Origin of the sequence: Actinoplanes sp. NPDC049316 (assembly GCF_040677315.1) — a bacterium.
GTDB lineage: Bacteria > Actinomycetota > Actinomycetes > Mycobacteriales > Micromonosporaceae > Actinoplanes.
In genome coordinates, this window is sequence record NZ_JBFAQM010000011.1 from 155,407 (window position 1) to 179,239 (window position 23,833).

25 protein-coding genes and 1 tRNA gene are annotated in these 23,833 nt (G+C 69.6%); 17 read left to right on the forward strand and 9 right to left on the reverse strand.

All coding sequences use genetic code 11. From position 1 onward, the window contains the following. Nucleotides 1–3: 3 nt before the first annotated feature. The 5 genes from AB0K03_RS19205 to AB0K03_RS19225 all read right to left on the reverse strand — a co-directional run bounded on the left by AB0K03_RS19205 (nt 4) and on the right by AB0K03_RS19225 (nt 3,221). Entirely contained in the window at nt 4–981 is a 978-nt protein-coding gene (locus AB0K03_RS19205; RefSeq protein ID WP_364686530.1) for a hypothetical protein, read from the reverse strand. Between the two features lie 2 nt (nt 982–983). Further along, the gene (locus tag AB0K03_RS19210) at nt 984–1,190 is read right to left on the reverse strand and encodes a heavy-metal-associated domain-containing protein (protein ID WP_364686533.1); all 207 of its coding nucleotides are present in this window, start codon (nt 1,188–1,190) and stop codon (nt 984–986) included. 206 nt (nt 1,191–1,396) lie between these two features. Further along, nucleotides 1,397–2,041, reverse strand: coding sequence for a DUF305 domain-containing protein (locus tag AB0K03_RS19215; protein ID WP_364686536.1), 645 nt, complete (start codon nt 2,039–2,041; stop codon nt 1,397–1,399). Between the two features lie 86 nt (nt 2,042–2,127). Then, nucleotides 2,128–2,589, reverse strand: a complete 462-nt coding sequence (locus AB0K03_RS19220; protein ID WP_364686538.1) for a hypothetical protein — start codon at nt 2,587–2,589, stop codon at nt 2,128–2,130. 71 nt (nt 2,590–2,660) lie between these two features. Beyond that, a complete protein-coding gene (locus AB0K03_RS19225; RefSeq protein ID WP_364686541.1) occupies nt 2,661–3,221 on the reverse strand; it encodes a helix-turn-helix domain-containing protein in 561 nt (186 codons plus the stop codon). A gap of 117 nt (nt 3,222–3,338) precedes the next feature. On the opposite strand from AB0K03_RS19225, the gene AB0K03_RS19230 reads away from it, so the two are divergent. Continuing rightward, nucleotides 3,339–3,545, forward strand: coding sequence for a hypothetical protein (locus tag AB0K03_RS19230; protein WP_364686544.1), 207 nt, complete (start codon nt 3,339–3,341; stop codon nt 3,543–3,545). Then, nucleotides 3,542–4,081, forward strand: a complete 540-nt coding sequence (locus AB0K03_RS19235; RefSeq protein WP_364686547.1) for a DUF2269 domain-containing protein — start codon at nt 3,542–3,544, stop codon at nt 4,079–4,081. The genes AB0K03_RS19230 and AB0K03_RS19235 overlap by 4 nt, the downstream gene beginning before the upstream one ends. Nucleotides 4,082–4,157: 76 nt before the next feature. On the opposite strand, the gene AB0K03_RS19240 is transcribed toward AB0K03_RS19235, so the two are convergent. Beyond that, complete coding sequence (locus AB0K03_RS19240; protein ID WP_364686776.1) at nt 4,158–6,188, reverse strand: heavy metal translocating P-type ATPase; 2,031 nt, start codon at nt 6,186–6,188, stop codon at nt 4,158–4,160. Nucleotides 6,189–6,691: 503 nt separating this feature from the next. Here AB0K03_RS19240 and AB0K03_RS19245 point away from each other — a divergent pair. The 9 genes from AB0K03_RS19245 to AB0K03_RS19285 all read left to right on the forward strand — a co-directional run bounded on the left by AB0K03_RS19245 (nt 6,692) and on the right by AB0K03_RS19285 (nt 12,769). Next, nucleotides 6,692–6,763, forward strand: a tRNA-Gly gene (locus tag AB0K03_RS19245). A gap of 37 nt (nt 6,764–6,800) precedes the next feature. Continuing rightward, nucleotides 6,801–8,153: a hypothetical protein gene (locus AB0K03_RS19250; protein ID WP_364686550.1), complete on the forward strand. Its 1,353-nt coding sequence runs from the start codon at nt 6,801–6,803 to the stop codon at nt 8,151–8,153. Then, complete coding sequence (locus AB0K03_RS19255; protein WP_364686553.1) at nt 8,143–9,060, forward strand: ParB N-terminal domain-containing protein; 918 nt, start codon at nt 8,143–8,145, stop codon at nt 9,058–9,060. The genes AB0K03_RS19250 and AB0K03_RS19255 overlap by 11 nt, the downstream gene beginning before the upstream one ends. 69 nt (nt 9,061–9,129) lie before the next feature. Continuing rightward, the gene (locus AB0K03_RS19260; RefSeq protein ID WP_364686556.1) at nt 9,130–9,408 is read left to right on the forward strand and encodes a DUF7681 family protein; all 279 of its coding nucleotides are present in this window, start codon (nt 9,130–9,132) and stop codon (nt 9,406–9,408) included. Nucleotides 9,409–9,499: 91 nt separating this feature from the next. After that, complete coding sequence (locus AB0K03_RS19265) at nt 9,500–10,120, forward strand: hypothetical protein (RefSeq protein WP_364686558.1); 621 nt, start codon at nt 9,500–9,502, stop codon at nt 10,118–10,120. Beyond that, nucleotides 10,117–10,260 carry a hypothetical protein gene (locus tag AB0K03_RS19270; RefSeq protein WP_364686561.1) on the forward strand — a complete coding sequence of 48 codons (144 nt, stop codon included), beginning with the start codon at nt 10,117–10,119 and terminating at the stop codon, nt 10,258–10,260. Before AB0K03_RS19265 ends, AB0K03_RS19270 begins: the two co-directional genes overlap by 4 nt. 95 nt (nt 10,261–10,355) lie before the next feature. After that, a complete protein-coding gene (locus tag AB0K03_RS19275; protein WP_364686564.1) occupies nt 10,356–10,664 on the forward strand; it encodes a hypothetical protein in 309 nt (102 codons plus the stop codon). 17 nt (nt 10,665–10,681) lie between these two features. Then, on the forward strand, nt 10,682–12,094 hold the full coding sequence (locus tag AB0K03_RS19280) for a terminase large subunit domain-containing protein (protein WP_364686567.1): 1,413 nt from the start codon (nt 10,682–10,684) through the stop codon (nt 12,092–12,094). A 483-nt stretch (nt 12,095–12,577) separates the two neighbouring features. Continuing rightward, nucleotides 12,578–12,769, forward strand: coding sequence for a hypothetical protein (locus tag AB0K03_RS19285; RefSeq protein WP_364686570.1), 192 nt, complete (start codon nt 12,578–12,580; stop codon nt 12,767–12,769). Nucleotides 12,770–12,926: 157 nt separating this feature from the next. Here the strand turns inward: AB0K03_RS19285 and AB0K03_RS19290 are convergent, their stop codons facing one another. The 3 genes from AB0K03_RS19290 to AB0K03_RS19300 are packed head-to-tail and all read right to left on the reverse strand — an operon-like array spanning nt 12,927 to nt 15,857. After that, complete coding sequence (locus AB0K03_RS19290) at nt 12,927–14,669, reverse strand: ABC-three component system protein (protein ID WP_364686573.1); 1,743 nt, start codon at nt 14,667–14,669, stop codon at nt 12,927–12,929. Continuing rightward, a complete protein-coding gene (locus AB0K03_RS19295; RefSeq protein WP_364686576.1) occupies nt 14,644–14,913 on the reverse strand; it encodes an ABC-three component system middle component 6 in 270 nt (89 codons plus the stop codon). Before AB0K03_RS19295 ends, AB0K03_RS19290 begins: the two co-directional genes overlap by 26 nt. Next, nucleotides 14,910–15,857, reverse strand: coding sequence for an ABC-three component system protein (locus AB0K03_RS19300; RefSeq protein ID WP_364686579.1), 948 nt, complete (start codon nt 15,855–15,857; stop codon nt 14,910–14,912). Before AB0K03_RS19300 ends, AB0K03_RS19295 begins: the two co-directional genes overlap by 4 nt. Before the next feature lie 426 nt (nt 15,858–16,283). Here AB0K03_RS19300 and AB0K03_RS19305 point away from each other — a divergent pair, with 426 nt between their 5' ends. The 6 genes from AB0K03_RS19305 (at nt 16,284) to AB0K03_RS19330 (ending at nt 23,816) form a co-directional block, all read left to right on the forward strand. After that, nucleotides 16,284–18,407: a ParB N-terminal domain-containing protein gene (locus tag AB0K03_RS19305; protein ID WP_364686582.1), complete on the forward strand. Its 2,124-nt coding sequence runs from the start codon at nt 16,284–16,286 to the stop codon at nt 18,405–18,407. Between the two features lie 105 nt (nt 18,408–18,512). Beyond that, entirely contained in the window at nt 18,513–18,827 is a 315-nt protein-coding gene (locus tag AB0K03_RS19310; protein WP_364686585.1) for a hypothetical protein, read from the forward strand. A gap of 5 nt (nt 18,828–18,832) precedes the next feature. Then, nucleotides 18,833–20,677 (forward strand): hypothetical protein, encoded by a 1,845-nt coding sequence (locus tag AB0K03_RS19315; protein WP_364686588.1) that lies wholly within the window; start codon nt 18,833–18,835, stop codon nt 20,675–20,677. Further along, nucleotides 20,674–22,875 (forward strand): phage minor head protein, encoded by a 2,202-nt coding sequence (locus AB0K03_RS19320; RefSeq protein WP_364686591.1) that lies wholly within the window; start codon nt 20,674–20,676, stop codon nt 22,873–22,875. The genes AB0K03_RS19315 and AB0K03_RS19320 overlap by 4 nt, the downstream gene beginning before the upstream one ends. Continuing rightward, a complete protein-coding gene (locus tag AB0K03_RS19325; protein WP_364686594.1) occupies nt 22,875–23,036 on the forward strand; it encodes a hypothetical protein in 162 nt (53 codons plus the stop codon). The genes AB0K03_RS19320 and AB0K03_RS19325 overlap by 1 nt, the downstream gene beginning before the upstream one ends. A gap of 72 nt (nt 23,037–23,108) precedes the next feature. Further along, entirely contained in the window at nt 23,109–23,816 is a 708-nt protein-coding gene (locus tag AB0K03_RS19330; RefSeq protein ID WP_364686597.1) for a DUF981 family protein, read from the forward strand. Nucleotides 23,817–23,833: the final 17 nt, after the last annotated feature.

Consider the following 23,833-nt stretch of genomic DNA (forward strand, 5'->3'; position numbering starts at 1 on the left):
TCCTTACCCGTGGGTGTGGCCGTCAGCGCCGTGACCCGGCGACAGTTGCGGCGAAGCGGCCGTCGGCGACGGCGCGGGCGGCTGCGGGGCGGACGTCCCCGCCGTGGCGGTGAATGCGGCGGTGCGCACCTTCCCGGCGTGCTGGAAGTCCAGGTACAGCCGGTACGTGCCGGCTGAGGGCACTTCGGCGTAGAAGCTGATCTGCGGCCCGGCCGGGGTGCGCCCGTCGCCGGGTGCGCCGTCCGGGTGCACGTGCAGGTAAGCCAGGTCCCCGTCGCGCAGCGCCACCAGGTGCCCGTAGGCGCCCAGATACGGTTGCAGATCGGTGACCGGGGCGCCGTCCTTGCTGACCGACAGGGTCAGCTTGGAGGAGTTGCCCGGGACGAGGGCGCCGTCGAGGGTGACGGTGTAGCCGTCGACCGTCGCGGTCGCCGCCGGGGCGGGCAACGCGGCGGGCCGGTAGTCGCCGGGTGCGGCAACGTCGACGCCCAACGTCAGCCCGTCGGGGCGTGCGGCCGGTTGGAAGTCGGCGAACGCCCGGTACTGCCCTGCCGCGCTCACGGCGAGCGGGATGCTCCAGGTGCCGTCCGGGCCGAGGGTGGGGTGCACGTGCTGGAAGCCGGACAGGTCCCGGCGCACCACGATCAGGTGCAGATCCTTGTCGTGACTGGAGGTGTAGCGGGTCACCGGGGTGCCGTCCGGTCCGGTGATCTGGAAGCGGAACGGCTGCGGTTCTCCGATGGCCAGGGTGGCGGTCAGCGGGGTGAGCCGGTAGCCGTCCTGGGCGACCTGAAGGCCCGCAGGCAGGTGCGCGGATGCGCCGGGGGTGTGCCCGTTGCTGTTGTCGTGGCCGCCGTTGCCGGCGGTGTGGGCGGCGGTCGTGACCCGGGTGGGGCCGACCGCGTGTCCGAGCCCGAGGGCGGCCGTGAACACGGCCGCCAGCCCGAGCGCGAAACCGCCCACCTTAACGGTGGTACGCATGACTACCTCGCAAGTTCGTAGCCGGCCTCGTCGACCGCTGCCGCCACCGCGGCGTCGTCGACGGGCTGCTCACTGGTGACGGTGACGGCGCCGCTGCCCAGGTCGACCTGGACATCGACGACGCCGGGGATCTGCTTGATCTCAGAGCCGACCGAGTTCACGCAGTGCGAGCAGGTCATGCCGGTGACCGTGTACGTCTTCGTTTCCATGACGATTCCCTTCCTCGCGCCTCGAGGGACGGCTGCACCGCCCTACCACTCACACTTTACCCATACCCCCTAGGGGTATCAAGTGAGGGTGGAGTGAGCTACGACTCGGGGCTGGGTGCTGCTCGCCTCGACGGGAGGGCCGAAGATCGCCGTCGGGCTCGCCGGCGCGTGCTGGGCGCCGTCGGCGCCCAGCACGCGCGCAACGGTTAGAGCCGCTCGAGGATCTTCTTCATCGTGGCGATCTCGGCCTGCTGATCCGCGACGATCTTTTGAGCGAGGGTCTTGGCGTCAGGGTTCGAGCCCTGCGCCACCTCCTGCTGAGCCATCTCGATGGCGCCCTCGTGGTGGGCGATCATCATGGTGAGGAACTGCTTGTCGAACGACGCGCCCTTGGCATCCATCAGCTTGGCCATGTCCTGCTCGGACATCATGCCGGGCATCGATGCGTGGTCCGTGCCGTGCCCGCTCATGCTCGGCATGACGGCGGGTTTACCCCAGGCGGTCAGCCACTGGTTCATGGTGTCGATCTCGGGCTGCTGAGCGGCCTGGACCTTGGTCGCGAGCTCCTTGACCTCGGCGTCGGCGGCGCGACCGTCGGCCATGGCGGCCATCTCGATCGCCTGCTTGTGGTGCTCGATCATCGACTGGGCGAACGTCACGTCGGCGTCGTTGAACGTCGCCGCGCTCGCCGGTGCACCGCTGGTCGCGGTCATGCCGCCGTGATTCATCCCGGAGCCGGACGACGAGTTGTCCCCGCCGCAGGCGGACAGGACCAGGGTGGCGGTGACGGCAGCGCCCGCGAGCAGGCCGCGTCGCAGGACGCCAGAGGGCAGAGCGGAGCTTTTCATCATGGGTGTGACCTTTCGAATCTGGTGACGGGGGTGCGCAGGAACGTCTCCGGGCCCGACCTTCGCGGCCGCGCTCCGAGGAGGGCGTTCTATATGCGCAGCACCGCCACCGATGCCACGGTCAATCCCATCCGCTGTCGCGGCGGTGGTCGCGGCGCGCGCAGCGACGACCGTCGTGCGCGGCTCGCTGCGAGAAGGCCAGTCGCCGGCATCAGCAGCAGCGCGGCCAGCAGCACAGCCACCGCGAGGCCGCCGAGGACGGCCAAGCAGATCGCCCACCCGCTCATCCCGCCGTGGTCGCGCTGACCCCCGCAGTGATCGTCCGGGCAGTGCCCGCCGGTCGCGGCGGCTGCCATGGCGGTGACATCCGGCGGCGCGGCACCGGTCGCGGTGGCCGGCGGGGCGTCGGCCATGACGGCCGAAGACCCGTGCGGGTCGAGGTGCACGCCGGTGTGGCCCAGAGTGTGCATGGTGGCGAGGCCGAACACCGTGCAGAACAGCAAGATCCACCGGACCGCACGTCCGACGCTTGCTGCCTGCGTGATGGTCACGGCTTCCACGCTAGCGCGCTGGAATGCCGGTGCCGCCGGCATCCCCGGCCCGGCGCGCCGGGCGGTCGTGATCACGGTCGCAGGCCGGCCAACGTCACGGTGACCAGGCGATGGACCGCCTCTTCGGCCATGCCGGTGCACGCGCCGAGAGCGTGCAGGCAGTAGGCGGCGAGTTCGTCGGCGGGCACATCGGTACGCACACCTGCAGTACGCGCGGCGTCGGCGATCAGTTCAGTGACGAAGTCGTGCAGATGCTGATGAGCCTGAGCCACGTGGTTGCCGCGGTGCAGCCCGGCGACCAGGTCGCCGACCGGATGGGTGCGGCACAGCAGCGCGTACGTTTCGAGAACGGCGCGCAGCCTGCCGGCGGCGTCCTCACCGCCGGCGCGGGCCTGGGCCAGCTGGTGCAGGTGCCGGTGGATCTGCCGCTCATGCCAGGCGGTCAGCACAGCGTCGACGTCCGCGAAGTACTTGTAGAGCGTCGCCCGCCCGATCCCGGTCGCCTCCGCGATCTGCGACATGGTCACCGACGCGAGTCCTCGCTCGGCGACGAGCTGCTGCGCGGCGTCCAGCGTCGCGTCGCGCACCGCCTGCCGGTGCGCCTCGATGGTGGCGTTCCACAACCGCGGCACCCAACCACCTTACGACGCGACGCCACCGTCAGAACTCGCCGTCATTGACATAGACACTCTGTCTCGATAAAGCTGGCTGTGACACCGCAGGTACCGCTACGAGGCACGGAGAAGGTCATGATCAAGCGTTCGGACGACCATCGTGATGCCGGACCGCCCCCCGAGCGGATGCCGAGATGGGTCAAGATCATGCTGGTCGTGGTGGGCATTCTGGCGCTTGCCGTCGTCGCGCATCAGTTCATCGGCGGCGGTCAGCACGGACCCAACCGGCATGTGCCGGCAGGTGGGCTCGGAGACGTCCCGCGGCTGGAGTGGCGCGGATGAAGCTGCCGCCGGCCGGGCGCCGCGCGGCGCTGACCACCCATGTCCTGTCCTCGCTGGGATGGTTCGGAGCGGTCATCGTCTTTCTCGTATTCGCGATCGCCGGCATGCGCGGCCGCGACCAGAGCACCATCCGCGCCGCGTACGTGGCCATGGACCTGTCGATGCGCTACGCCATCGTTCCGCTGGCCTTCGCCGCACTGATCACAGGGCTGGTCTCGTCCCTGGGCACCGCGTGGGGCCTGTTTCGTCACTACTGGGTCCTCGTCAAGTTCCTCTTGATCGTGGTCGCCACCGTCGTGCTGCTGCTGCAGCTGACGCCGATCGGGTATCTCGCTGACGTGGCCGTCGGCACCGGTATCGCGCCCGGACAGTTGACCGAGGCGCGGCTGTCCTTGGTGGTGCATGCCAGCGGCGGTCTCGTCGTGCTGCTGGTAGCGACCGTTCTCGCCGTCTACAAGCCTCGGGGAATGACGGCACACGGTCGCCGACACACGAAGGCGGCCGCCACGCAGCGCGCGGCGGCCGGTCAGACCTGACGCGGACCCCGCCGAGCCGATCAGGGTGGCCTGCGGGGCGCAGCTCCCAAAGAACCGCGCCCCCAGCACCCGTCGGTTACTGCTGTTGCGGATTGAGGTGCACTCGGCGCAGCAGCTGCGCGTTGAGCGCGACGACGATCGTTGAGGCCGACATGAGCACCGCGCCGATCGCCGGGCTCAGCGTGATGCCGGCCCAGGCCAGCACGCCCGCCGCGAGAGGGATGGCCACCACGTTGTAGCCGGCCGCCCAGGCGAGGTTCTGGACCATCTTGCGGTATGAGGCCTTCGACAACCGGATCACACTGGTGACCCCGCGCGGATCCGACGAGGCCAGCACCACGCCCGCCGACTCGATCGCCACGTCGGTGCCGGCACCGATGGCCAGACCGACGTCGGCCCGGGCGAGCGCCGGAGCGTCGTTGACCCCGTCGCCGACCATGGCCACGGTCAGCCCGCGCGCCTGCAGGTCCGCGACCGCCCGGTCCTTGTCCGCCGGCAGCACCTCGGCGAAGACCTCGTCCACACCGGGCCGGAACCCGAGATCGGCGGCCACGGCCTCGGCGACCGGTCGGGCATCGCCGGTGATCATCACGATCTTCTTCACGCCCTGACGGCGCAGCTGCTCGATCGCCTGCCGCGCCTCCGGCCGGACCTCGTCCTCCAGCGCGAACGCACCGATCACCTCCGGCCCGCCCGTGCCGGGCAGCCGCAGCAGATGCAGCACGGCAGCGCCACGAGCCGACCACTGCGCCGTGGTCTGCGCGAGATCGTCTGGCACGGTGGCGTCGAGCTCCCGCAGCAAGGCCGGACCGCCCACCGCATAGGTCGTACCGTCCACGACGGCCTGCACTCCTCTGCCGGTCAGAGAGCGGAAACCGGTTGCCGTCGCGGAAAGGCCGCGCTCGCGGGCGACCGCGACGAGTGCCCGGGCCAGGGGGTGTTCGCTGTCGGCCTCGACCGCGCCGGCGATGCGCAACACGTCGTCCTCGGTGTTGCCGTCGGCGGCCGCCACGGCGGTCACGGTGTGGGCTCCCTTGGTCAGGGTGCCGGTCTTGTCGAACAGCACCGCATCGACGGTACGCATGCGTTCCAGGGCGAGCCGGTCCTTGACCAGGATGCCGGCCTTGGCCGACAAGGCGGTGGATAGCGCGATCACCAGAGGAATGGCCAGGCCCAGCGCATGGGGGCAGGCGATCACCAAGACCGTCACGGTACGCACCACCGACTGGTCGACGTCGCCAAGCGCCCACCACACAACGAAGGTCACCACGGCCGCAGCCGTCGCAATGTAGAACAACATCGCGGCGAACCGGTCCGCCAGCACCTGCGCCCGTCCACTGGAGGCCTGAGCCTGGGCGACGAGCCGCCCGATGCCGGCCAGAGCGGTGTCCTCCCCCACCGCGTCAACCTGAACGCGCAGCGCCGAATCGGTCGCCACCGTACCGGCGACCACGCGGTCACCCACGGAGCGCGCCACCGGCCGGGACTCGCCGGTGATCATCGACTCGTCGAGCTCGGCAGAACCGTCGACGATGTGGCCGTCGGCGGGGACCCGGCCGCCGGAACGCACCAGCACGACGTCGCCGACGCGCAACTCCGCGACCGGCACACGTTCGACCTCACCCTCGCCGGTGACTCGCTCGGCGTCATCTGGCAGCAGGGCCGCCAGCGCGGCGAGTGCCCCTTGGGCCTGGCCGATCGCCTTCATCTCCTGCCAGTGACCCAGCAGCATGATGGTCACCAGCGCAGCCAGCTCCCACCAGAAGTCAAGATCGAACGCGCCGAGGCTGGTGGCCATCGACGCTACATAGGCGACTGTGATCGCCATCGAGATCAGCAGCATCATGCCCGGAGCACGGTCGCGCACCTCGCGCACGCCGCCGACCAGGAACGGCCAGCCACCGTAGGCGAAGACGACCGTGCCGAGGAGCGGTCCGACGAGGCTCATGCCGGGAAAATCGATCGAGTAGCCCAACCAGTCCATCACCATGTGACTGGTCAGCACGATCGGCACCGTCAGCACCAGACTCAGCCAGAACTTGCGCCGGAACATCTCCGGGTCATGACCCGCATGCTTGTCATGGCCGCCGTGCGCCGCGTGATCCATGCGCCCGTGGCCGGACGCCGCGCCACCATGATCAGCGTGATCGTGGCCGGTAATCACCCCGGCGGCGTGGGCTGCGTGCTCGACTCCCGAGCCGCCGACCCGGGTGCTTGTAGCGCTGTGGTGCGGGTGCCCCGTCACAGGCGGACGGAACCTGTCCTCGCCGTTGTTGGAACTCATTCCCATCACCTCTCTCGACACCCAACATATACCCCCTAGGGGTATGTTGCAAGGCTTGAGAGCTCTCGCTTCGGCCGCCCCCCGTGCTCACGCGAGATGCGGCATCGCGCGACGGACGTCCATGGGGCGCAGCGCCAGGGTGTCGAGCCAGCTCGGCCGATCCGCGTGAGATCAAGGGGTCTGCACTTGAGGAGCTGCTTATCGACCTGATCTCGGCCAACTGAGACAGGGCTGAACCCTCTTGTTGCCCGTTGTCCCGCGTCGATTCTCCCGACCAGTTGCCGCGGTGATCTATACGGCCACGGTGGTGTATCGTGGCAGATATTGCGCTGGAAGTGCTTTGGGTGGCACGCCGCCGTTCCACGGTGGAGGACCTGGTTCGACTCCGGGCCGGCGCTCAAGTAGGCCGACGCCGAGGGGGACGGGGTAGGCGCGATGTTCCATGGCTCGATACCCGCGGACCTGCGGGCGATCATCTACGAGCACGCGGCCGGCTGGCCGGCGACGGATCTGTTCGTGGGCTGTTCGGGCAACTTCACCATCGAGCGGGTACTGCACGCCCGCCCGGGTGAGCAGCGCCCGATCCACGGCAACGACGTGCAGGCGTACTCGTCGGCGATCGGCTGGTGGCTGGCTGGACAGCCGCTGCCGTACGCGCTGCGCGACGAGCACCGCGAGGAGCTGTCCTGGCTGGAGCCGTACCTCACGACGTCAACGGACACCCTCGCGTCGCTGATGCTCGGCACCCGCTTCCTGCAGTTCGTCGGCCGCTCCGGGCTGTACTACGAGCGGATGGTCGCCGCGACGATCGGCCAGTTTCCGGCGATGCACGCCAAGACGGTCGCGAAGCTGACCGCGCTGACGGTGCGGCTGGCGTCGTACTACTGCGGCGACGTGCGCGCCTACCTGCGCGACGTCGTGCCGGCGGGTGCGCCGGTGGCGATGTTCCCGCCGTTCTACGCCGGTGACTACGAGTCGCAGTTCGCCGCGATCGACGAGTTCTTCGACTGGCCCGCCCCGACGTACGACATGCTCGACGAGGACGGCAAGGAGCAGATCATCGGCGCGGTGCTGGACCGGCCGCACTGGATCCTCGGCCTGCACATCGAACGTCCCGAGCTGCGGGCGCAGTTGCGCGGGGTGGTGCAGACGTCCAACCGTGGTCTGCCGATTTACGTGTACGCCTCGTCCGGGCCTCGCCGGGTCGTGCGCCCGGTGCAGCAGACCGCGCCGATCCCGATGCCGAAGATCAGTCCCACCGACGAGCTGGGCTCGCGGATGAGCGTGCATCCGCTGACCGGCGGCCAGTTCGCGCAGGTCCGCTCGCAGTTCATGTCCAAGACGATCCGGCCCGGTTCGCCGCTACTGGCCTGCGGTGTCGCCGTTGACGGCAAGCTGATCGGGGCGTTCGCGTTCCTGCCGCCGAAGTTCGACCCGGCATGCGCGTACCTGATGTCGGACTTCCCCGTGTCGTGGTCGCGGTACCGGCGCCTGTCGAAGCTGATCGTGATGGCTGCGATGACCCGCGAGGCGCAGCTGCTGTTGCAGCGCTCGCTGTCGAAGCGGATCACCGGCTGGTCGACGACCGCGTTCACCAACCACCCGAACTCGGCGAAGTACGGCCGCGGCATCCCGGGCGTCAAGCTGCAGAAACGCTCGGAGCCGGCCGGGGACGGGGTGCACCGCTACCAGCTGCAGTATGGCGGCCCGATCGGCCGCTGGTCGTGCGATGAGGCCCTGGCCGAGTGGATGCGTAAGCACGGGAAGGACCAAGGCCGTGACGGATGAGGAGCCGCTGGCCCGGCGCATCGAGACGGTAGACCCGAAGTCGTTGACGCTGCTGGAGGTCAACGCCCGGTTCATGCGCAAGGAAACCTTCGACCGGCTCGTGGCCAACGTGCGCCGCGACGGCGGGCTGACCAGCGTGCCGCTGGTCTGGGACGACACCGCCGGCGGCCGCCGCGTGGTCCTGTCCGGCAACCACCGGGTGATGGCCGCGATCGAGGCCGGCGTTGAGGCGATCGACATCATGGTGGTCGACCAGCCGCTGTCGAGGGCACGGCAGGTCGCGCTGCAGCTGTCGCACAACGCCATCGAGGGCGAAGACGACCCGGCCACGCTCAAGCACCTGTACGACGAGCTTGACGACGTGGACTGGCGCGCCTACTCGGGCCTGGACGACAAGCAGCTCGGCCTGCTCGCCGATCTGGACCTGGAGGGCCTGTCCGAGGCGAACCTCGACTTCGCCTCTGTGCAGCTGGTGTTCCTACCCCAGGAGCTCGACGCCGCCCGGGCCGCCTTCGACGAGGCGCGGGGATTGACGCAGGCCGACGCCCGCTGGCTCGCCGCCTACGGCGACTACGAAGCCACCCTGGACGCGCTCGCGACGGCCCACGGCGCTCACAACGTCGGCAACGTGGCCACCGCGCTCGGCATCATCCTCGCCGTGTTCGAGCGCCACCTCGGCGAGCTGCGCGACGGCGTCTGGTACGACCCGGAGGCGGGGGAGCCGCTGGTCAACGCCCGCCAGCTCGTCCCGATCGAGACGGTGCTGGAAACCCGGTCGATGCCGGCGGACGCCGCGGCGGTGTTCGCCCGAGCCGTGGACACGGCGGTACGCCGCGGCGATGTCCCGGCCGAGCAGCGCTGGCGGGCGTTGGAGCTGTTCGCCGCGGACTACCTGGCCGGCGCCTGAACTGGCCGACTCATGCCCGAGAACGATACGGCCGCAGTTATCTTGGCGGCCGGTGAGAGGAGGACTGGCATGGATGCCACCACTGAGGACGTGTACGCGCAGCTCACTGAGGCGCAGCGCATCGAGCTGGACCGCCGCTTCGACCACCATCCGCCCGCGGACGAGGAGACCGCCGCGCGGCACGCCCGGTGGCGGGCTGAGGTGAAGCACCTGGCCGCGGTCGCGCTGCGGGAGTTGCCCAGCGGGCGGGAGACGTCGCTGGTGCTGACCGCCCTGGACGACGTGCTGTGGTGCGGCACCGCCGCGATCGCCCGCCCGCCGATGCGCGGCGCACGCCCCGCCGCATGAGCCGGCGGCCCGGCCGGCGTCTTCCCCCGTGGACCCGGCCGGGCCGCCCCTTCCCCCACCGACCCGTGACCAGCGAAGGCAGGAGGCGATCGTGAGCGAGGCGGCCGTCCTGGCGTGGGACCGGCAGAAGCAAGAACCCGAGGCGGCGTACGCGTACTTCGCCGTGTACCGGGACCTGGGGCGGACCCGCACGGTGGCGAAGGTCGCCGACGAGGTCAACAAATCCCGGGATTACCTCCACAAGATCGCCGCGACGTGGCGGTGGGTGCAACGCGCCCAGACGTTCGACCGCGAGCAGGACCGGGTCTACAGCGAGGCCCTGGCCGAGCGGCGTCGGGAGATGGCCGAGCGGCACGCCCGCCTCGCCTCCGCGCTGCAGTCGAAGGTCGTCACCCGCCTCCAGTCCCTGGACGCCTCGAAGCTCACCCCGACGGACATCGCCCGCTGGCTCGAGGTCACCACCCGCCTCGAGCGCCTGGCGCTCGGCCTGCCGGACTCGGCGACCGCGGTATCAGGGCCGGACGGCGCACCGATCGAGGTGGAGGTCTCCGGCATGGGTGAGGCGGACCGGTCGGCGTTCTTCCGCGCCCTGGTCGCCGAGGCCAGCGCCCGCGCCGGCGGCGACCTGCCCGGCGACCCAGACGACGACACCGACACCGACATCGACGAAGACGACGCTGCGAGCGTCGACGATCAAGGAGATCAGCAATGACACCCCAGCCCCTCACGCCGCCCGACACCGTGCGGGTCTCCGCGCCGAGCCCGCGCTGGGCGGTGCTGTGCCTGCGCATCGGCACGACACTGTTCGCCGTATCGGCGCTCGGCCTCGGCGTGCTGACGGTGATGCGGTGAGTGCCCAGCCGCGGTCGACGGCCCGGCTCGTCCACGACGGGCGCCGTCTCCCGGTGCCCGCGCCCCGGTCGGGCCGCCCGGCTGGCGACCCACTCATGACCGCCATCCTCGGCCTGCCGCAGCAGCCCGCCAGCTCCCTGTACGCGACGAGCCGGTACGGCCGGGCTCAGCGCCGCAGCGCCGAGGTCGGCGTGGTGCGGCGCCGGCTGTGGGCGCTGCGGATCCTCGCCGTGGCGTGGATGGTCGGGAGTGCGGTCACGATGTGGCTGGTCGTCACCTGGTGCGGCTGGCCGACGGCTGTGTTCACGCACACCCCGATGGCGGTGTTCCTGATTGCGCTGCTGCACGTGGTGCGGGTGGAGCGCCGCTGGCTGGCCCGCCTGCGCGCCGACGCCCGCCCCTGATCGTGGAGTAGCTGCGTATGGCGGCGGCGTTCCCGGATCCGGCGATGATGAGCGACGCCGAGCTCGCCGCCTACCTGCGCGCGGTCACCGACGCGCAGGAGGCGATCCGCTTCGACTGGCCGCGGCACGCTCGGCCGGAGCAGTTGGAGCCGGACGCCGCCTATCGGGTGTGGCTGCTGCTCGCCGGGCGCGGTTTCGGCAAGACCCGCACCGGCGCCGAGACGATGCGGTCGTGGGCCCGCCGGCCGCGCGGGCACTTCGCGGTCATCGCGAAGACCGAACGCGAGGTGCTCAACATCTGCTTCGAGGCGCCCCGGGCTGGGCTGGTCGCGGTGATCCCTCCGAAGGAGGTGGCGCAGTTCAACCGCGGCTCCGGGTCGATCCTGCTGCGTTTGACCAACGGCACGATCATCCGGGGGTTCGGCGCGCAGGACCCGGACACGCTGCGCGGGTACGCGTTCGACGGGGTGTGGTGCGACGAGTACGCGGCCTGGCCGGTGCAGACCGCGCAGGGCGTGTACGACATGGCGTGGTTCTGCATGCGCGAGGCCACCGCACCGCACATGATCATTTCGACGACGCCGAAGCCGTTGCCGCACGTCAAGAAGCTGCTGACCCGCTTCGCGAAGCAGAAGACCGGCCGCCGGCGCCGGATCGTGGTAACCCGCGGCCGGACGCTGGACAACGCGGCGAACCTGTCCGAGGACGCCCTCGAGGAACTGCTGGAACAGTACGAGGGCACCCGCCTCGGCCGGCAGGAACTCGAGGCCGAGCTGCTCACCGACGTCGAGGGCGCGCTGTGGAAGGCGGCGTGGATCGAGGCCGGCCGGGTCGACGCCGACGACGTGCCGGAGCTGACCCGCACGGTCGTGTCGGTCGACCCGGCCGACACCGTATCGGAGACCTCCGACGAGACCGGCATCGTCGCGGTCGGCCGCGGCGTCGACGGCGACCACTACGTGCTGGCCGACCGCAGCATGCGCATCGCCGGCATGGCGGCGGCCCGCCGGATCTGGCAGTGCTACGTCGACGTCGACGCCGACCTCGTCATCTACGAAGGCTCATCGGCGTGGATGCGCGACATCCTCGTCGACGCCTGGGCGGCGATGCAGGTCGAAGGGCTGCTGCCCGCCGGTGACGCGCCCCTCGATGTCGTTCAGGCGCGGGTGTCCAAGCGGGTACGGGCAGAGCCGGTCGCAGCGCGATACGAGGTCGACCCGCCGCGGGTGCACCACGTCGGAACCATGGCGAAGCTGGAGGATCAACTCACCACCTGGACCCCGGAGTCCGGACACTCACCGGATCGGCTCGACGCGCTCGTACACGGAATCGCGTACTTGCGAGTGAAGGAGGCTCGCCGGGCAGTGGTCGCGTCTCCCCTTGGCAGCGCCCCTAGCTTGTCGGGCGCCCGGCGAAACCCGCGGCTCTGATCTGCGGTACGGGAAAAGGTGGCAGGGTTCCAGCCTGGCGGAGCTACACGGAGTCCGGCAGCCACGCCTGCCGGACTCCGAGTTCGACCCGGGTGCCCACGTCGCCCACTCGTCGAACGACCGAGGACAAGCAGTCTCCGACGCAGCGTGGATAACCTCGTTCGGTCACTCATGACCTCACGAAGGCGTGGGCCTTCGGAGAGGATCAGAGATGACCGCAAACAAGCCGAGCAACCGCCGCCGAGACCGTTCGATCAAGGAACGCATGCGACGGACCGGCGAACCACACACCGTCGCAGCCCGCGCAGTTGACGCCGGTGAATCGATGCCGCCGCATCCCGACACTTCGAGGTCCGGTGCCCCGCATGCCGTGCGGGCAACCTGATCCTCGGTCAGGAGCTGGGCGAGGATGAAAGGCCATCCTGCACCGACTGTGATGCACGCTGGCCTGACGGCTCAGCCGCCGCCGAAGAGTATGCGTCGGTGATCCTCGGACTCGACAACTACACAGCGATCAAGGACGGCGGAGCCTTCGCCACCCGGGACTGCCCGGCCTGCGGTGCGGACGCGGTGGTGTGGGATGCGTTCCAGCCCGAGGTCCTCGGCCCGCGCGGAGTCTGCTTCGGGTGCGGCGAGACGTGGCACGACCACTGCGAGCGGTGCGGGAACCCATGAAGCGGGACTCGGTGGTCTGCGGCGACTGCCTGGAAGAGGTCGTCAATCGGGATTCGCGCCTCGCCTGTCGGGGGCCGGTCGGCACGACTTGAGCGTCGTTCGAGCTGGCCTCCGGCGTGAGGGCTGTCGTGCAGCCTAGCGATCGGGCGCCGACGGCTCAGAACCGGAAGCCGAAGATGCCGCCGTCCTCGTAGCGGTCGGTTAGGCGCTGTGGAAGCAGATAGGGATCGGCGACGAAGTTGCGCCGGACCGCCTTGTCAAGATCGTCTGAGTTCAGGGAGACGAGGTACTGCATACCTTCCTCCTCGGTCACATTGGCGGCCAGCGTGAGTGCCGCTGCGAGCTGCCGCTCGTCGACGCCGTCGAACAAGTGGCTGTCGTGGACCAGGAAGTCCGGGGCGCGCCCTGCGCGATGAGCGAGCACGGCAAGGGTCAGGTCGAAGCAGAAGATGACCATGCTGCTGATGCCGCCGCTGTTATCGCTCTGGATGTGAGGCTCGATGCGCAGGCTGGTAGGCCCTGCTTCGAACCGCAGGTACGCGGTGCGGTCAGCGCCGTACAGGGTCCGGGCGAACCGGGAGAACAGGACCGTGGCTTCGTCGATGAAGCCACGCCGGTCGTCGATGTCGCGGTCCATCTCCTGCTGCAGCGTCAAGCGGGCCTGCGTGATCTCGCGTTTCGTGGCTTCTAAGGCTTGTGCGGCCTCGTAGCGGTGGCGGAGAGCGGCGAGCGTAGCTTGACGTTCTCCGAGTACCTGCTGGAGAGCCGTGAGAGCGGTAAGTGCGCCGCCTTCCTCCAAGCTTCGCAGCGTGGAGGCCAGCTGTTCGCCGAGCCTGCTCCGTTCCGCTTCGCTATCGGCCAGACGCTGCCGGATGGTGTCTCTTTCTTCCTCGAGGTATTGGCGACGGTTGCGCACGATCGAGTGGTGGAACGCTTCCACCTCGTCGAACCGGCGCCGCACCTGGTCGGTCAGCAGGATCCCGAGCTCGGCATAGACCGGTTCGAGGTAGCTGATGTCGGGCTCAGTTGCTTCCTCAAGTGCACGCTCGACGTCTTCCAGGTTGCGCCGGTCAGCGGTATCGCGGCTGAGCAACTGCCGGATTGTTTGGTCGAGGTCGTCAGCTTGCTGGCGCAGGTTCTCGTACTCGGGAACCACGCGGAAGGAGTCGACTTGGGCTGCGACCTCGGCGACGCGCTGTTCCGCGAGTGCGATCTCGCTTCGCAGGTCGGCAACCTTACCGATGATGCGGCCCAGGACCGGATCCGCGGCCGCCTTTTGCATCTGCTGTCGGGCGTTCTCGCGTGCCTTCAGTAGCCGATAGCGGTCTGCGAGGTGGAAGTCGAGGCCGAACAGGTAAGCCAAGTTGGTGGCGGCATCGGAGTCAGCCTGACGGCCGTGGCTGCGAGTGGCCTTCTCGTAACCACTCGAGCTGACCCGGCGGATGAGAAAGGACAGCAGGTTGCGGCCGCTGACCCCGTCGTGGTCGTCCGGGAGGCCGAACAAGTCACGTTCGATGAGCCGCTGCCATTCGGCAAGCCGTACGTGCCCGGTGTTGATCTCCAGTTGTTCTCGGTCAGTGCCCGGTGGAAGGGGCTGAAGCCGAACCCACGATGGACGGTCGCCGGAGCGGTACACGGTGAGAGGCTCACCCAGTCGAGGCCAGTCGATGCTGAGACTGAACTCGATCTTCTTCAACTCCGGCCGACGCGGTAGCGACGTGGTGTCCGCGCGCTCGCCCAGGAGGAAATGAAGCAGTTCGATGGTGCTGGACTTGCCTGCGCCGTTCCGACTGTCGGTGTCGCGGGACCCCGGCGTCTTGTCGGCGACCAGGATGTTGAGGCCTCGATGGAAGTCGAGCGTGCGGAAGCGAGGGTCATTCGCCCCCAGCTGGCGCAGCATCTGCCGGCCTCCTTGTCAGCAGTTCGCGGTCGATCTCCACGACTCCGAGTGCGTAGAGGACGTCCAGGGACAGGACGAACCACCAGAAAGGTAACGGCGCACGGTGGCCGTTACGCAGTCGCCACTCCCGTAGTCTGGTCCATGTCTGGCTGACCGTCATGGGCCGATCGAGCAGCTGCAGGATTTGGGCGCCGACCACGACAAGCGACCGTTGGGGCGCGATGCCCTTCGTCGGGGTGATCATCCGGAGACTCCTTGAACGGCGCTTGTCGTCCAGTTCGCAGGCGGCTCCTCGAAGATGTCGCATGTCTCGAAGAAGTACGCGAGCACCACCATGACGGCCCTTTCCTGCTCGCGCGACCTTCGTGCGTTGCCGGCTACGTACTCCTGCAGCTTCCAAAGCACATCGCCTGGATCGTCGTACTCAGCCTTGACCTCCCGATAGTAGGAGTTGAAGCCCTGGGCCACCTCATCACGTTCCGTGACGTCGGTCCGGCTCTGGTAGTAGTCCTCGAGCAGGGGGGTGTAGCGCATCGCCTGGACGATCTCATCGCGATCCTCCGGACCGAGCCTGTTGTAGTCCAGCTTGTCCGGAGGTACCTCCCGCGCGAGCGGCTGAGCAGAGGCGTTTCGTCGCTGCGCTACAAGGTGGGCCAGCAGCGGCTCGAGGTCGTTGGGCCCGACGCGCCACACGCGGTCCACTGCAGGAAACTCGCAGCACAGTACGTCGGCGATCACGTCACGTTCCAGCCGGCACAACTCCCGGTGGATCTGTGGGGGCCCCATCTGCTGGAACCGCAGCTTGGAATAGGCGACCGCCGCCTCGTTGAGGGCGATGGACACTTCGGGGTGCACGCCCCGTAGGTCGTTATGCACGAACACGAAGGTGTTGAATTGCCCGCCGCGCTTATCGATGCCCTTCTGCAGGTCGCTGCGGAACTTGCGGCGGACTTCTTTGGCATCCGGCACCTGTGGGCCGTAACAGGCGTACAGCTTCCGGTCATGAAGGCTGAGGCCGTCTGCTCCGATGTCCCCGATGTTGCCGTGAGTCCTGACGTTGATGAAGTCGGGGTACCGGGCACACATGATGCTCTGGAAGAACTGCTCGAACGCGTTCTCGAAGAGCTCCTCCAGCTTGCGGCGCAGGATGGCTCGTACGAAGCACTGATCCTCAATGCTCAGCGCCACGTACCCTCCATCTCTCCGTGAAATCTCGCCTACACAACGTAACCGGTACAGCTGACGCTGTGAAGATCGGTCGCCACGCCGAGTCCGATCTAGACAACACCGAGCAGGCGAGTCGAGTCGCCGGCAGTCGGATTTCCGATCCTCAGGTTCAGGTTCCCGGGTGAATTCGGTACGCGAGCCGGCTGGCTCGCGAATCCGGCCGCCGTTGGACGGATCTTGCCCAGGCGCCCGTCATCAACGTCGGACAGGCGGTCCGGTCCGGCATTGATGAGGTGGCCGGGCTGGCGGTCTTCTCCGGCTCGATCGATGTTACGCAGGGTAGCCGTTTGATACAATGAATATATACAGCTCAGACTTCCTGGGCTGCTAAAAGGGGAGGACCACATCGTGGCAACGACGACGGACAGCCGTCCCGAACTGAGGCTCGTGGAGCCCGGCGACACCACACAATCCGAGCCTGACGGGGCGGGCGCCACCGAGCCCGAGGGCTACCTGCTGTACCTGGACCCTCGTGATCTGCTGGGCCACCGGGGCAACCTGAGGAGCGACCTCGGCGACCTGACCGAGCTGCAGGCCAGCATCGCGGGGGAAGGCGTCCTGCAAGCACTTACCGTGATCCCTGCGGACGGGGGTCGATTCCGGGTAGTGGCCGGGCACCGCCGTACCGCGGCCGCGTCCGCCGTCCTGGACGCCGGCGAATGGAACCCGGCGATCGCCCCGACGGTGCCATGCCTGGTGCGCCCGGATCTGGCGGATCATCCCGCGGAGCAGGTCTTCGCAATGCTGGGTGAGAATGGGCCACGCGTCGACCTGACGGTGAGCGAGCGCAGCCGGGGTTACGCCCAGCTGGCGGCCTTCGACGTGCCACCGGCGGAGATCGCCCGCCGCACCGGCATCAAGGTCGAGCACGTGAAGGCGTCGATTCGGCTCGATGCCATGAGCAACGACGTGAAGGCCAAGGCCGATGCAGGGCAGCTGAACCTCGACGACATCCTGGCGCTGAAGGAGTTCGAGGACGATCCGGAGGTGGAGCAGCGGATCATCGCTGCCGCGGGCACATCGTGGGGTGCGCGACACGAGATGGCGGTGGAGCGTAAGAAGCGAAAGGACAATGAGCGGGCGGCCGAGCTGAAGGCGGAACTGAAGGCGGCCGGGGTGCGCGAGGTCGCGCGGCCGAAGGCATGGCCGTACGAGTCGAAGGCAGTCGCGGTCCACAGGCTCGTCGACGTCGACGGCAAGCCGCTGGAGGTGGAGGCGGTCAAGACCACGGAGGGCTTCGCCGCGTTCGTGGACATGCAGTCCAGCCCGGTGGAGCTCGTGTACGTGTGCCTGGACCCGGAGGGCATGGGCTACACGCGGCCGACCGGCAGCTCCTACCGCTCCCCGGAAGAGCAGAGGCGGGCCAGCGAGAAGCGGGAAGCCGATGAGAAGCGGTGGGCCGCCCTGAACGTGGCTGCGTCGGTGCGGCGCAAGTTCATCAAGGAGACGTGGGGTAGCGCCAAGGCGGTCAAGGAACTGCTGGAGGAGGCGACGCGGACGGCGGCGATCCGTCCGTCCGACCTGACGGCCCGCGACGTGCAGGACTTCCTGGCGGCGCTGGCGGGCGGGTCGCTCGACAACCTTCAGTCGGCGCGCCTGGACCGGTTGCAGCGCGTGTTCGCATGCCGGTGGATCGCTGCGCAGGAGCAGCACCTCATCGACGTCGGCCGGCTGGGCTGGGAGTTCAAGAACCGCCCCGAGCAGGCGATTGCGTGGTTCGACAAGCTGGTCGCCAAGGGCTACGGCCTGTCCCCGGCGGAGGCGGACTTGTGCGAGAGACTGACCGAGCGGGTGGCGCAGGCAGCGGTGGAGACGCAGCAGCAGGCAGCGGCGGAACGCGAGGCCCAGCTGCGTAAGGCCACAGAGGTCGGAGGCGGCGACACGGTGGTGTTCATGCTGTGGCCTGTTCCCGAGGGCGACATCGTGAACTGGCAGCTGGTCGCTGGCGACGGCGAACACATCGACGAGCTGCCCGGCGATGACGTGGCCCAGGTGCAGCAGTGGGCGGCGGGGGTGCTCGACGAGATGGGCTTCGTCGCCACGGCGTGGCAGCAGAGGCACGACGAGGCGTCGTCGACCACCTATTACGTGATCGACCTCGAGGAGGGCGACGGGTGCGCCGAGGAACCGGCTCCGGTCAACGGGGAGCCCGAAGCGGCCGACGGCGAGCCGGACGTGTCCGCGGCAGACGGCGGTGACGATCAGGGAGAACCGGTGTTCGCGTTGTTCGCGGTCGACGCGGGCGGCAAGCCGCAGTGGTGGCTGACCGACGACGACTTCGGCACAGCGATCGCTGACCTGGACGCCGGACCAGACGAGGTGGGCAAGGCACAGGAGTGGGCAGCCGACGTGCTGGCGAGGATGCAAATGCCGATCGCCGGCTGGCGCCTTGTGGGCCGCACCGACCTGGTGCCGGATCACTACCTTGCGGTGTGGGGCGACGAGCAGGACGACCTGCCCGCGCAGGCCGGCTCGGCCGCTGATGACACGGCCGAGGGCGAAACCATCTAGGTATTGCGGCCGCGCCGCGGCTTGAACGTGGGGACTCCCCTCCCGATCAGGGCGGGGAGTCTCCGTCATATATACGGCCGCAGTGTCACTGCTACGCTGGCATTCATGGTGTTGTGGATCGAGATGGCCATCGTCCTGCTCGCCGTGGCCCGGCTGACGCGGCTCATCTGCGCAGACAAGATCACCGACCCGTTCCGTACCGCGGCTGCGCAGCGCTTGAAGCCCGGCAGCATGTGGACCTACCTGCTGTACTGCCGCTGGTGCGTGTCCGTGTGGATCGCCGTGCCCGCCGCCGCGATCTGGTGGGCGGCATCCCCGGCATCGCGCTGGTCGGGGCACTGGTGGCTCGACATCCCGACGACCGCCCTCGCCTTGTCGTACGCGACCGGGCTGCTGGTGCGCGCCGAGCCGGAGGCCTGACCACGATGGCCTGGTGGGGACGACGGCCCAGCGACGAGACCCCGGTCGGACGCGCGACGGCGGTCGTCGCGTCGGCGGCGCGGATGCGTTACGACTCCGCCGGCTCCGTGCGCAGGGTCGGCCGGCAGGAGTGGCAGGACGAGGCGTGGCGGCACTACGAGGAGTGCGGCGAGCTGGCGTACATCGTCGACCTGGTCGCCAAGGCGATGTCGCGGGCCCGGCTGTACATCACCCAGCTCGACGAGCACGGCGACCCGGTCGAGTCACCGGACGCCGCCCCGGGCGACATCAACGACACGTTCCTCGGCGGCCCGGCCCGCCAGTCCGAGCTGCTGCACGAGGTCGGGGTGCAGCTCGGTGTGCCCGGCGAGTGCTACCTGATCGGCGAGCCCGAACGCGACAGCGGCGGCCGCGCGGGCGAGCGCGAGCGGTGGCTGATCGCCTCGAACGACGAACTGCAGGAACGCTCCGGGCAGTACCTGCTCGATCAGGGTGACGGTGCCCGGGAACTGGTCGCGGACGAGACGGTGATCGTGCGGATCTGGGTGCCGTCGCCGCGCAAGCACCTGCTGCCGAAGTCGCAGGTGCAGGCGAACCGGCGGGTGCTGCGCCTGATCGAACGGCTGTCGCAGTACGTGCAGTCGCAGATCGACTCCCGGCTCGCTGGCGCCGGGATCCTGCTGCTGCCCAACGAGCTGTCGTTCGTGCCCTCCGATCAGCAGGACGAGCCCGAGGGCGGGGTGTCGTCGTTCCTGGCCGCGCTGACCGAGGCGATGACCACCGCGGTCCGTGACCGCGACTCCGTGGCCGCGCTGGTGCCGATCGTGGTGCAGGGCCCGGCCGAGCATCTGGAGAAGGCCCGGCTGCTTTCGTTCGCCACCGAGCTGTCCGCCTCGGTGCCGGGCCTGCTGGACGGGGCGATCCGCCGGCTCGCGCTCGGCCTGGACGTGCCGCCGGAAGTGCTGCTCGGGATGGCCGAGACGAACCACTGGTCGGCGTGGCAGCTCGACGAGGCGACCATCAAGTACCACGTCGAGTCCAAGCTGGAGCTGCTGTGCGCGGCGTTGACGCAGCAGATGCTGTGGCCCGCCCTGGACGGTGTCGTCGACGACCCGCGTTCGTGGGTGGTCTGGTACGACACCAGCGAGCTCACCCAGGCCCCCGACCGGGGTAGTGACGCGAAGGACCTGTTCGACCGCGGGGAGCTGTCCGGCAAGGCGCTGCGCCGCGAGACCGGATTCTCCGACAATGACGCCCCGGAACCGGGCGAGCGGGAGCTGCGCCGGCTCTTGGAGATCCTGCGGACCGTGCCCGCGGCCGGTCCGGCGCTGGTGACCCGGCTGCTGGAACTCGCCGGGGTGAGCGCGGACGTCGACGTGCAACTGCTCCTCACCGCGCCCGACGCCCCTGGCGACGGCTCGGCGGACGAGCCGGCGCCGGTCCAGGAGGATCCGGATCGGGCGCCGCCCGACCGTGACCAGGCTGGCATCACGGCGTCGGCTGCCCGGGTGGAGCCGGTGGTCGCCGCGTGCGAAGCGCTGGTGCTCAAGGCCCTCGAACTGGCCGGCAAGCGGATCCTGGGACGGCAGCGCTATCAGCACCGGGACCTGCCGGCCTGGGAATACCACACCGTACGGCCGGCATCGGCCGACGCGGTCCCGCGCCTGCTGACAGGTGCGTTCGCCACCGTGCCGACCGTCGCACCCCGCCTCGGCGTCGACGCGGACGCCCTGACCACGCAGCTGTCGGCGTACGTCGGTGGGCTGCTCATCAGCGGCGCCCGCCACGACCCCGACGCGCTGCGCGAGCACCTCGCCGCAGCGGTCGGCGGTGAGCTGGTGCCAGCATGACCGGCGACGCGTGGAAGCCGCTGCGCCTGGCGCACGCCGCCCAGGTCGCAGCGTGCGAGCAGCGCATGCACGCCGCCGTCCGGGCCGCCCTCACCGCCTGGCTCACCACCGCACGCCGCCTGACGCTGCCCACGTTGACGGCGGCCGCGCTGCCGCCGGACCCCTCGGCGCTGGCCGGCGCCGGCCAGGCGTGGCTGGACGCGATGACCGTGCACCTGCTGCCCGCCGCCGCCGACATCTTCCGGACCGGGGTCGTCGACGCCGGCGCCGACGTCGACCTGCTCGCCGTGGCGGATGCGGTCGCCGAGTACCTCGACCAGCTGCCGAACCGGCTCGCCGGTATCCCGGACGACGCCTGGGCGCAGGTCACCGCCACCATCGCCGAACTCGCCGGGCAGGGCGCCTCGATACCGCGCATCCGGGACGCCATCGCCGACATCCTCGGCCCGGCCGCATGGGACGGCCGCGCGACCACGATCGCCCGCACCGAGACGATCGGCGCGTACAACGCCGGCACCCTGACCGGCTGGCTCACCTCCGCCGCCGTGACCGGCGAGAAGCTGGACAAGGTATGGGTGGCCACCCACGACGGCCGCACCCGCGACGCCCACCGCGCCCTCGACGGACAACGCGCACCCCTGGACGGGGTGTTCCACGCGGACGGGGTGCCGCTGCGCTACCCCGGTGACCCGGCCGCACCGCCACACCTCACGGTGGCGTGCCGCTGCACCATGGTCGAGATCCCCGCCGGTGAGCCGCTGCCCGACATCCCGAAGCATCCCTGGACCGGCCGTACGGGCGGCACAACGGTGACAGCGGCCGCGGCCGCGGAAGGTGGAGCTGGCATGGCCAGATGGGAAGGAACCCTCGCCCCGCTCGGCGAAGTATCGGGGGATCGGCGGGTGTTCGACGCCGACGGCACCTGGTCGTTCCGGGAGTTCCCGCTGCCGCTGCGGTGGGCCCGCGAAGACGCCCCCGGGCACGAAGGCGCGGTCACGATCGGCCGGATCACCGACGGAACTGTCGAAGAAGGGCAGATTACCGGCAGCGGTGACTTCATCGCCGCCATCCCGGAGCTCGGCGAGGCGCTGGAGCTGCTGCGCGCCGGGGTGCTGTACCCGTCGGTCGATCTGGATGATTTCGAGTGGACCCTCACCGACGCCGCCGGGGTGCTGATCGAGGACATGACCGACGAGCAGTTCGAGGCGTTCATCGACTCCGGCGAGGAACCGACGGTGCTGGTCACCCGCGGCCGGGTCATGGCCGTCACCCTGGTCGGCACCCAGGCGTTCCCGCAGGCCGGCATCGCCCTCACCGACGGCGACACCGCGGCCGCCGAACCCGAGGACGATGCGGTGACCGCGGCCGGGCCGCCCGTACAGGCGGCGGCGCCGCTGTACCCGCCCCGGGCCTGGTTCGACGACCCCGGCCTGGCCGAGCTGACCCCGGTCACCGTCACCGCCGACGGTCGCGTCTACGGCCACTTGGCCGACAACGACTGCCACCTGTCGTTCCTGCCCGGCGGACAATGCGTCCTACCGCCGGACGAGGGCGGCTTCGACTGGTTCCACCGCCCCGAAATCCAGACCGCCGAAGGCGACCTGATCGCGGTCGGGCACCTCACCGCCGGCACCGGCCACGCCGACCTGTCCGCCAGCGCCGCCGCCGCAGTCGAGCACTACGACCACACCGGCACCCAAGTCGCCGTGGTTCGCGCCGGCCGCGACCCGCACGGCATCTACATCGCCGGCTCCCTCGTACCCGAGGCCACCCCGGCGCAGGTGCAGCTGCTGCGCCGCTCCCCACTGTCCGGCGACTGGCGCGTCATCGGCGGCCAGCGCCAGCTTGTCGCCGCGCTATGCGTCAACGTCGGCGGGTTCCCCGTCGTGCGGGGCCGCTCCGCCGGCGGCCGCTCGGTGTCCCTGCTCGCGTCCGGCTGGACCGGTTGGCAACCCTCCACTACCACCGCCCGGCGGCGGACCGGGCTCGTCATGGCCGACTCCGCCACCCTCGACGCCGCCGTACGCCGCGCCGTCGCCGCCGGCTTCGCCGCCGAACGCCAAGCCGCCGAACGGCGCCAGCAGGCCGACGCCATCGCCGAGACGATCGGCCGGGACCGGCGCCTCGTCGATGCCCTCGCCGCCGAAGTTCACCCAACCCAGCACGTAACCACCCACCTATCGAAGGAGATGAGCTGATGGCCGGATGCGGCTGCGGAAACCGCCGAACCACCACCGTGTGGCTGCTCGAGTACGAGAACACCAGCCGGGCCGCCACCCAACACGCGACGAAGACCGACGCGGAGATCGCCGACGCCCGCAACGGCGGCGGCGGCACCATCCGTCCCATCTCCAAGTAGGTCCCCCGCCTGGTGACGGTCAGCTCGACCCGCTCCCGACTCGAACAGCCGCGCACCACCTGGGGAGCACCGATGCGACTGATCATGTTCAACACCACCATGGGCGTGGCCGCCGGCCTCGCCCTCATGCTCGTCCCCCGCTTCTGGGCGGTCGCCAGCGACGCCCGCCCGCCGCTGCTACTCGTCAACCGCGACCGTGCCGCCGGCGGCTGGGCCGCAACGTTCGGCCTGCTTGGGACGATCCTCACCAGCCTCGGATTCGTCATGACGGTGTGGCATCCCCTGGCCCCCGCCAAGGACTACATCGACACGATCTTCGGCGAGCCGACCCTGATCCTCGGCGTCCTGCTGCTCGCCGCCGCCTGGTACCTCGCCCGCCACGGCGACTCCCTCGACGAAGACCGGCTGCGCGCCGCACTCGGCCCGGCGAGCTGGGTGGTGTTCTGGCTCGGCATCGTCCTCGCCTGGTGCGCCGCCGCGATCGCCCGGTTCAATGTGGTGTCGTCGGCGCCGGCCGAGGAACCCATCACCGGGCTGCTGCACGACTGGCCGATGATCGAGAACCTGTTCTTCGCCATCGTCCTGTACGGCCTCGCCGCCGTCGGCTGCCTCGCCTTCCCGTTCGCGATCCGCGCGAACAGCCGCATCGCCTGGCCGCTCATGTACTGGGCGTTCACCGTGTCCGGCATCGCGTTCGCGTTGTTCTCGGCGATGAACTTCTACACGCATACCGGCCTGCTCATTAACCTTGGAACAGACGGCGCTGACTTCCGGTGGTGATCGACTTCCGCCGAACA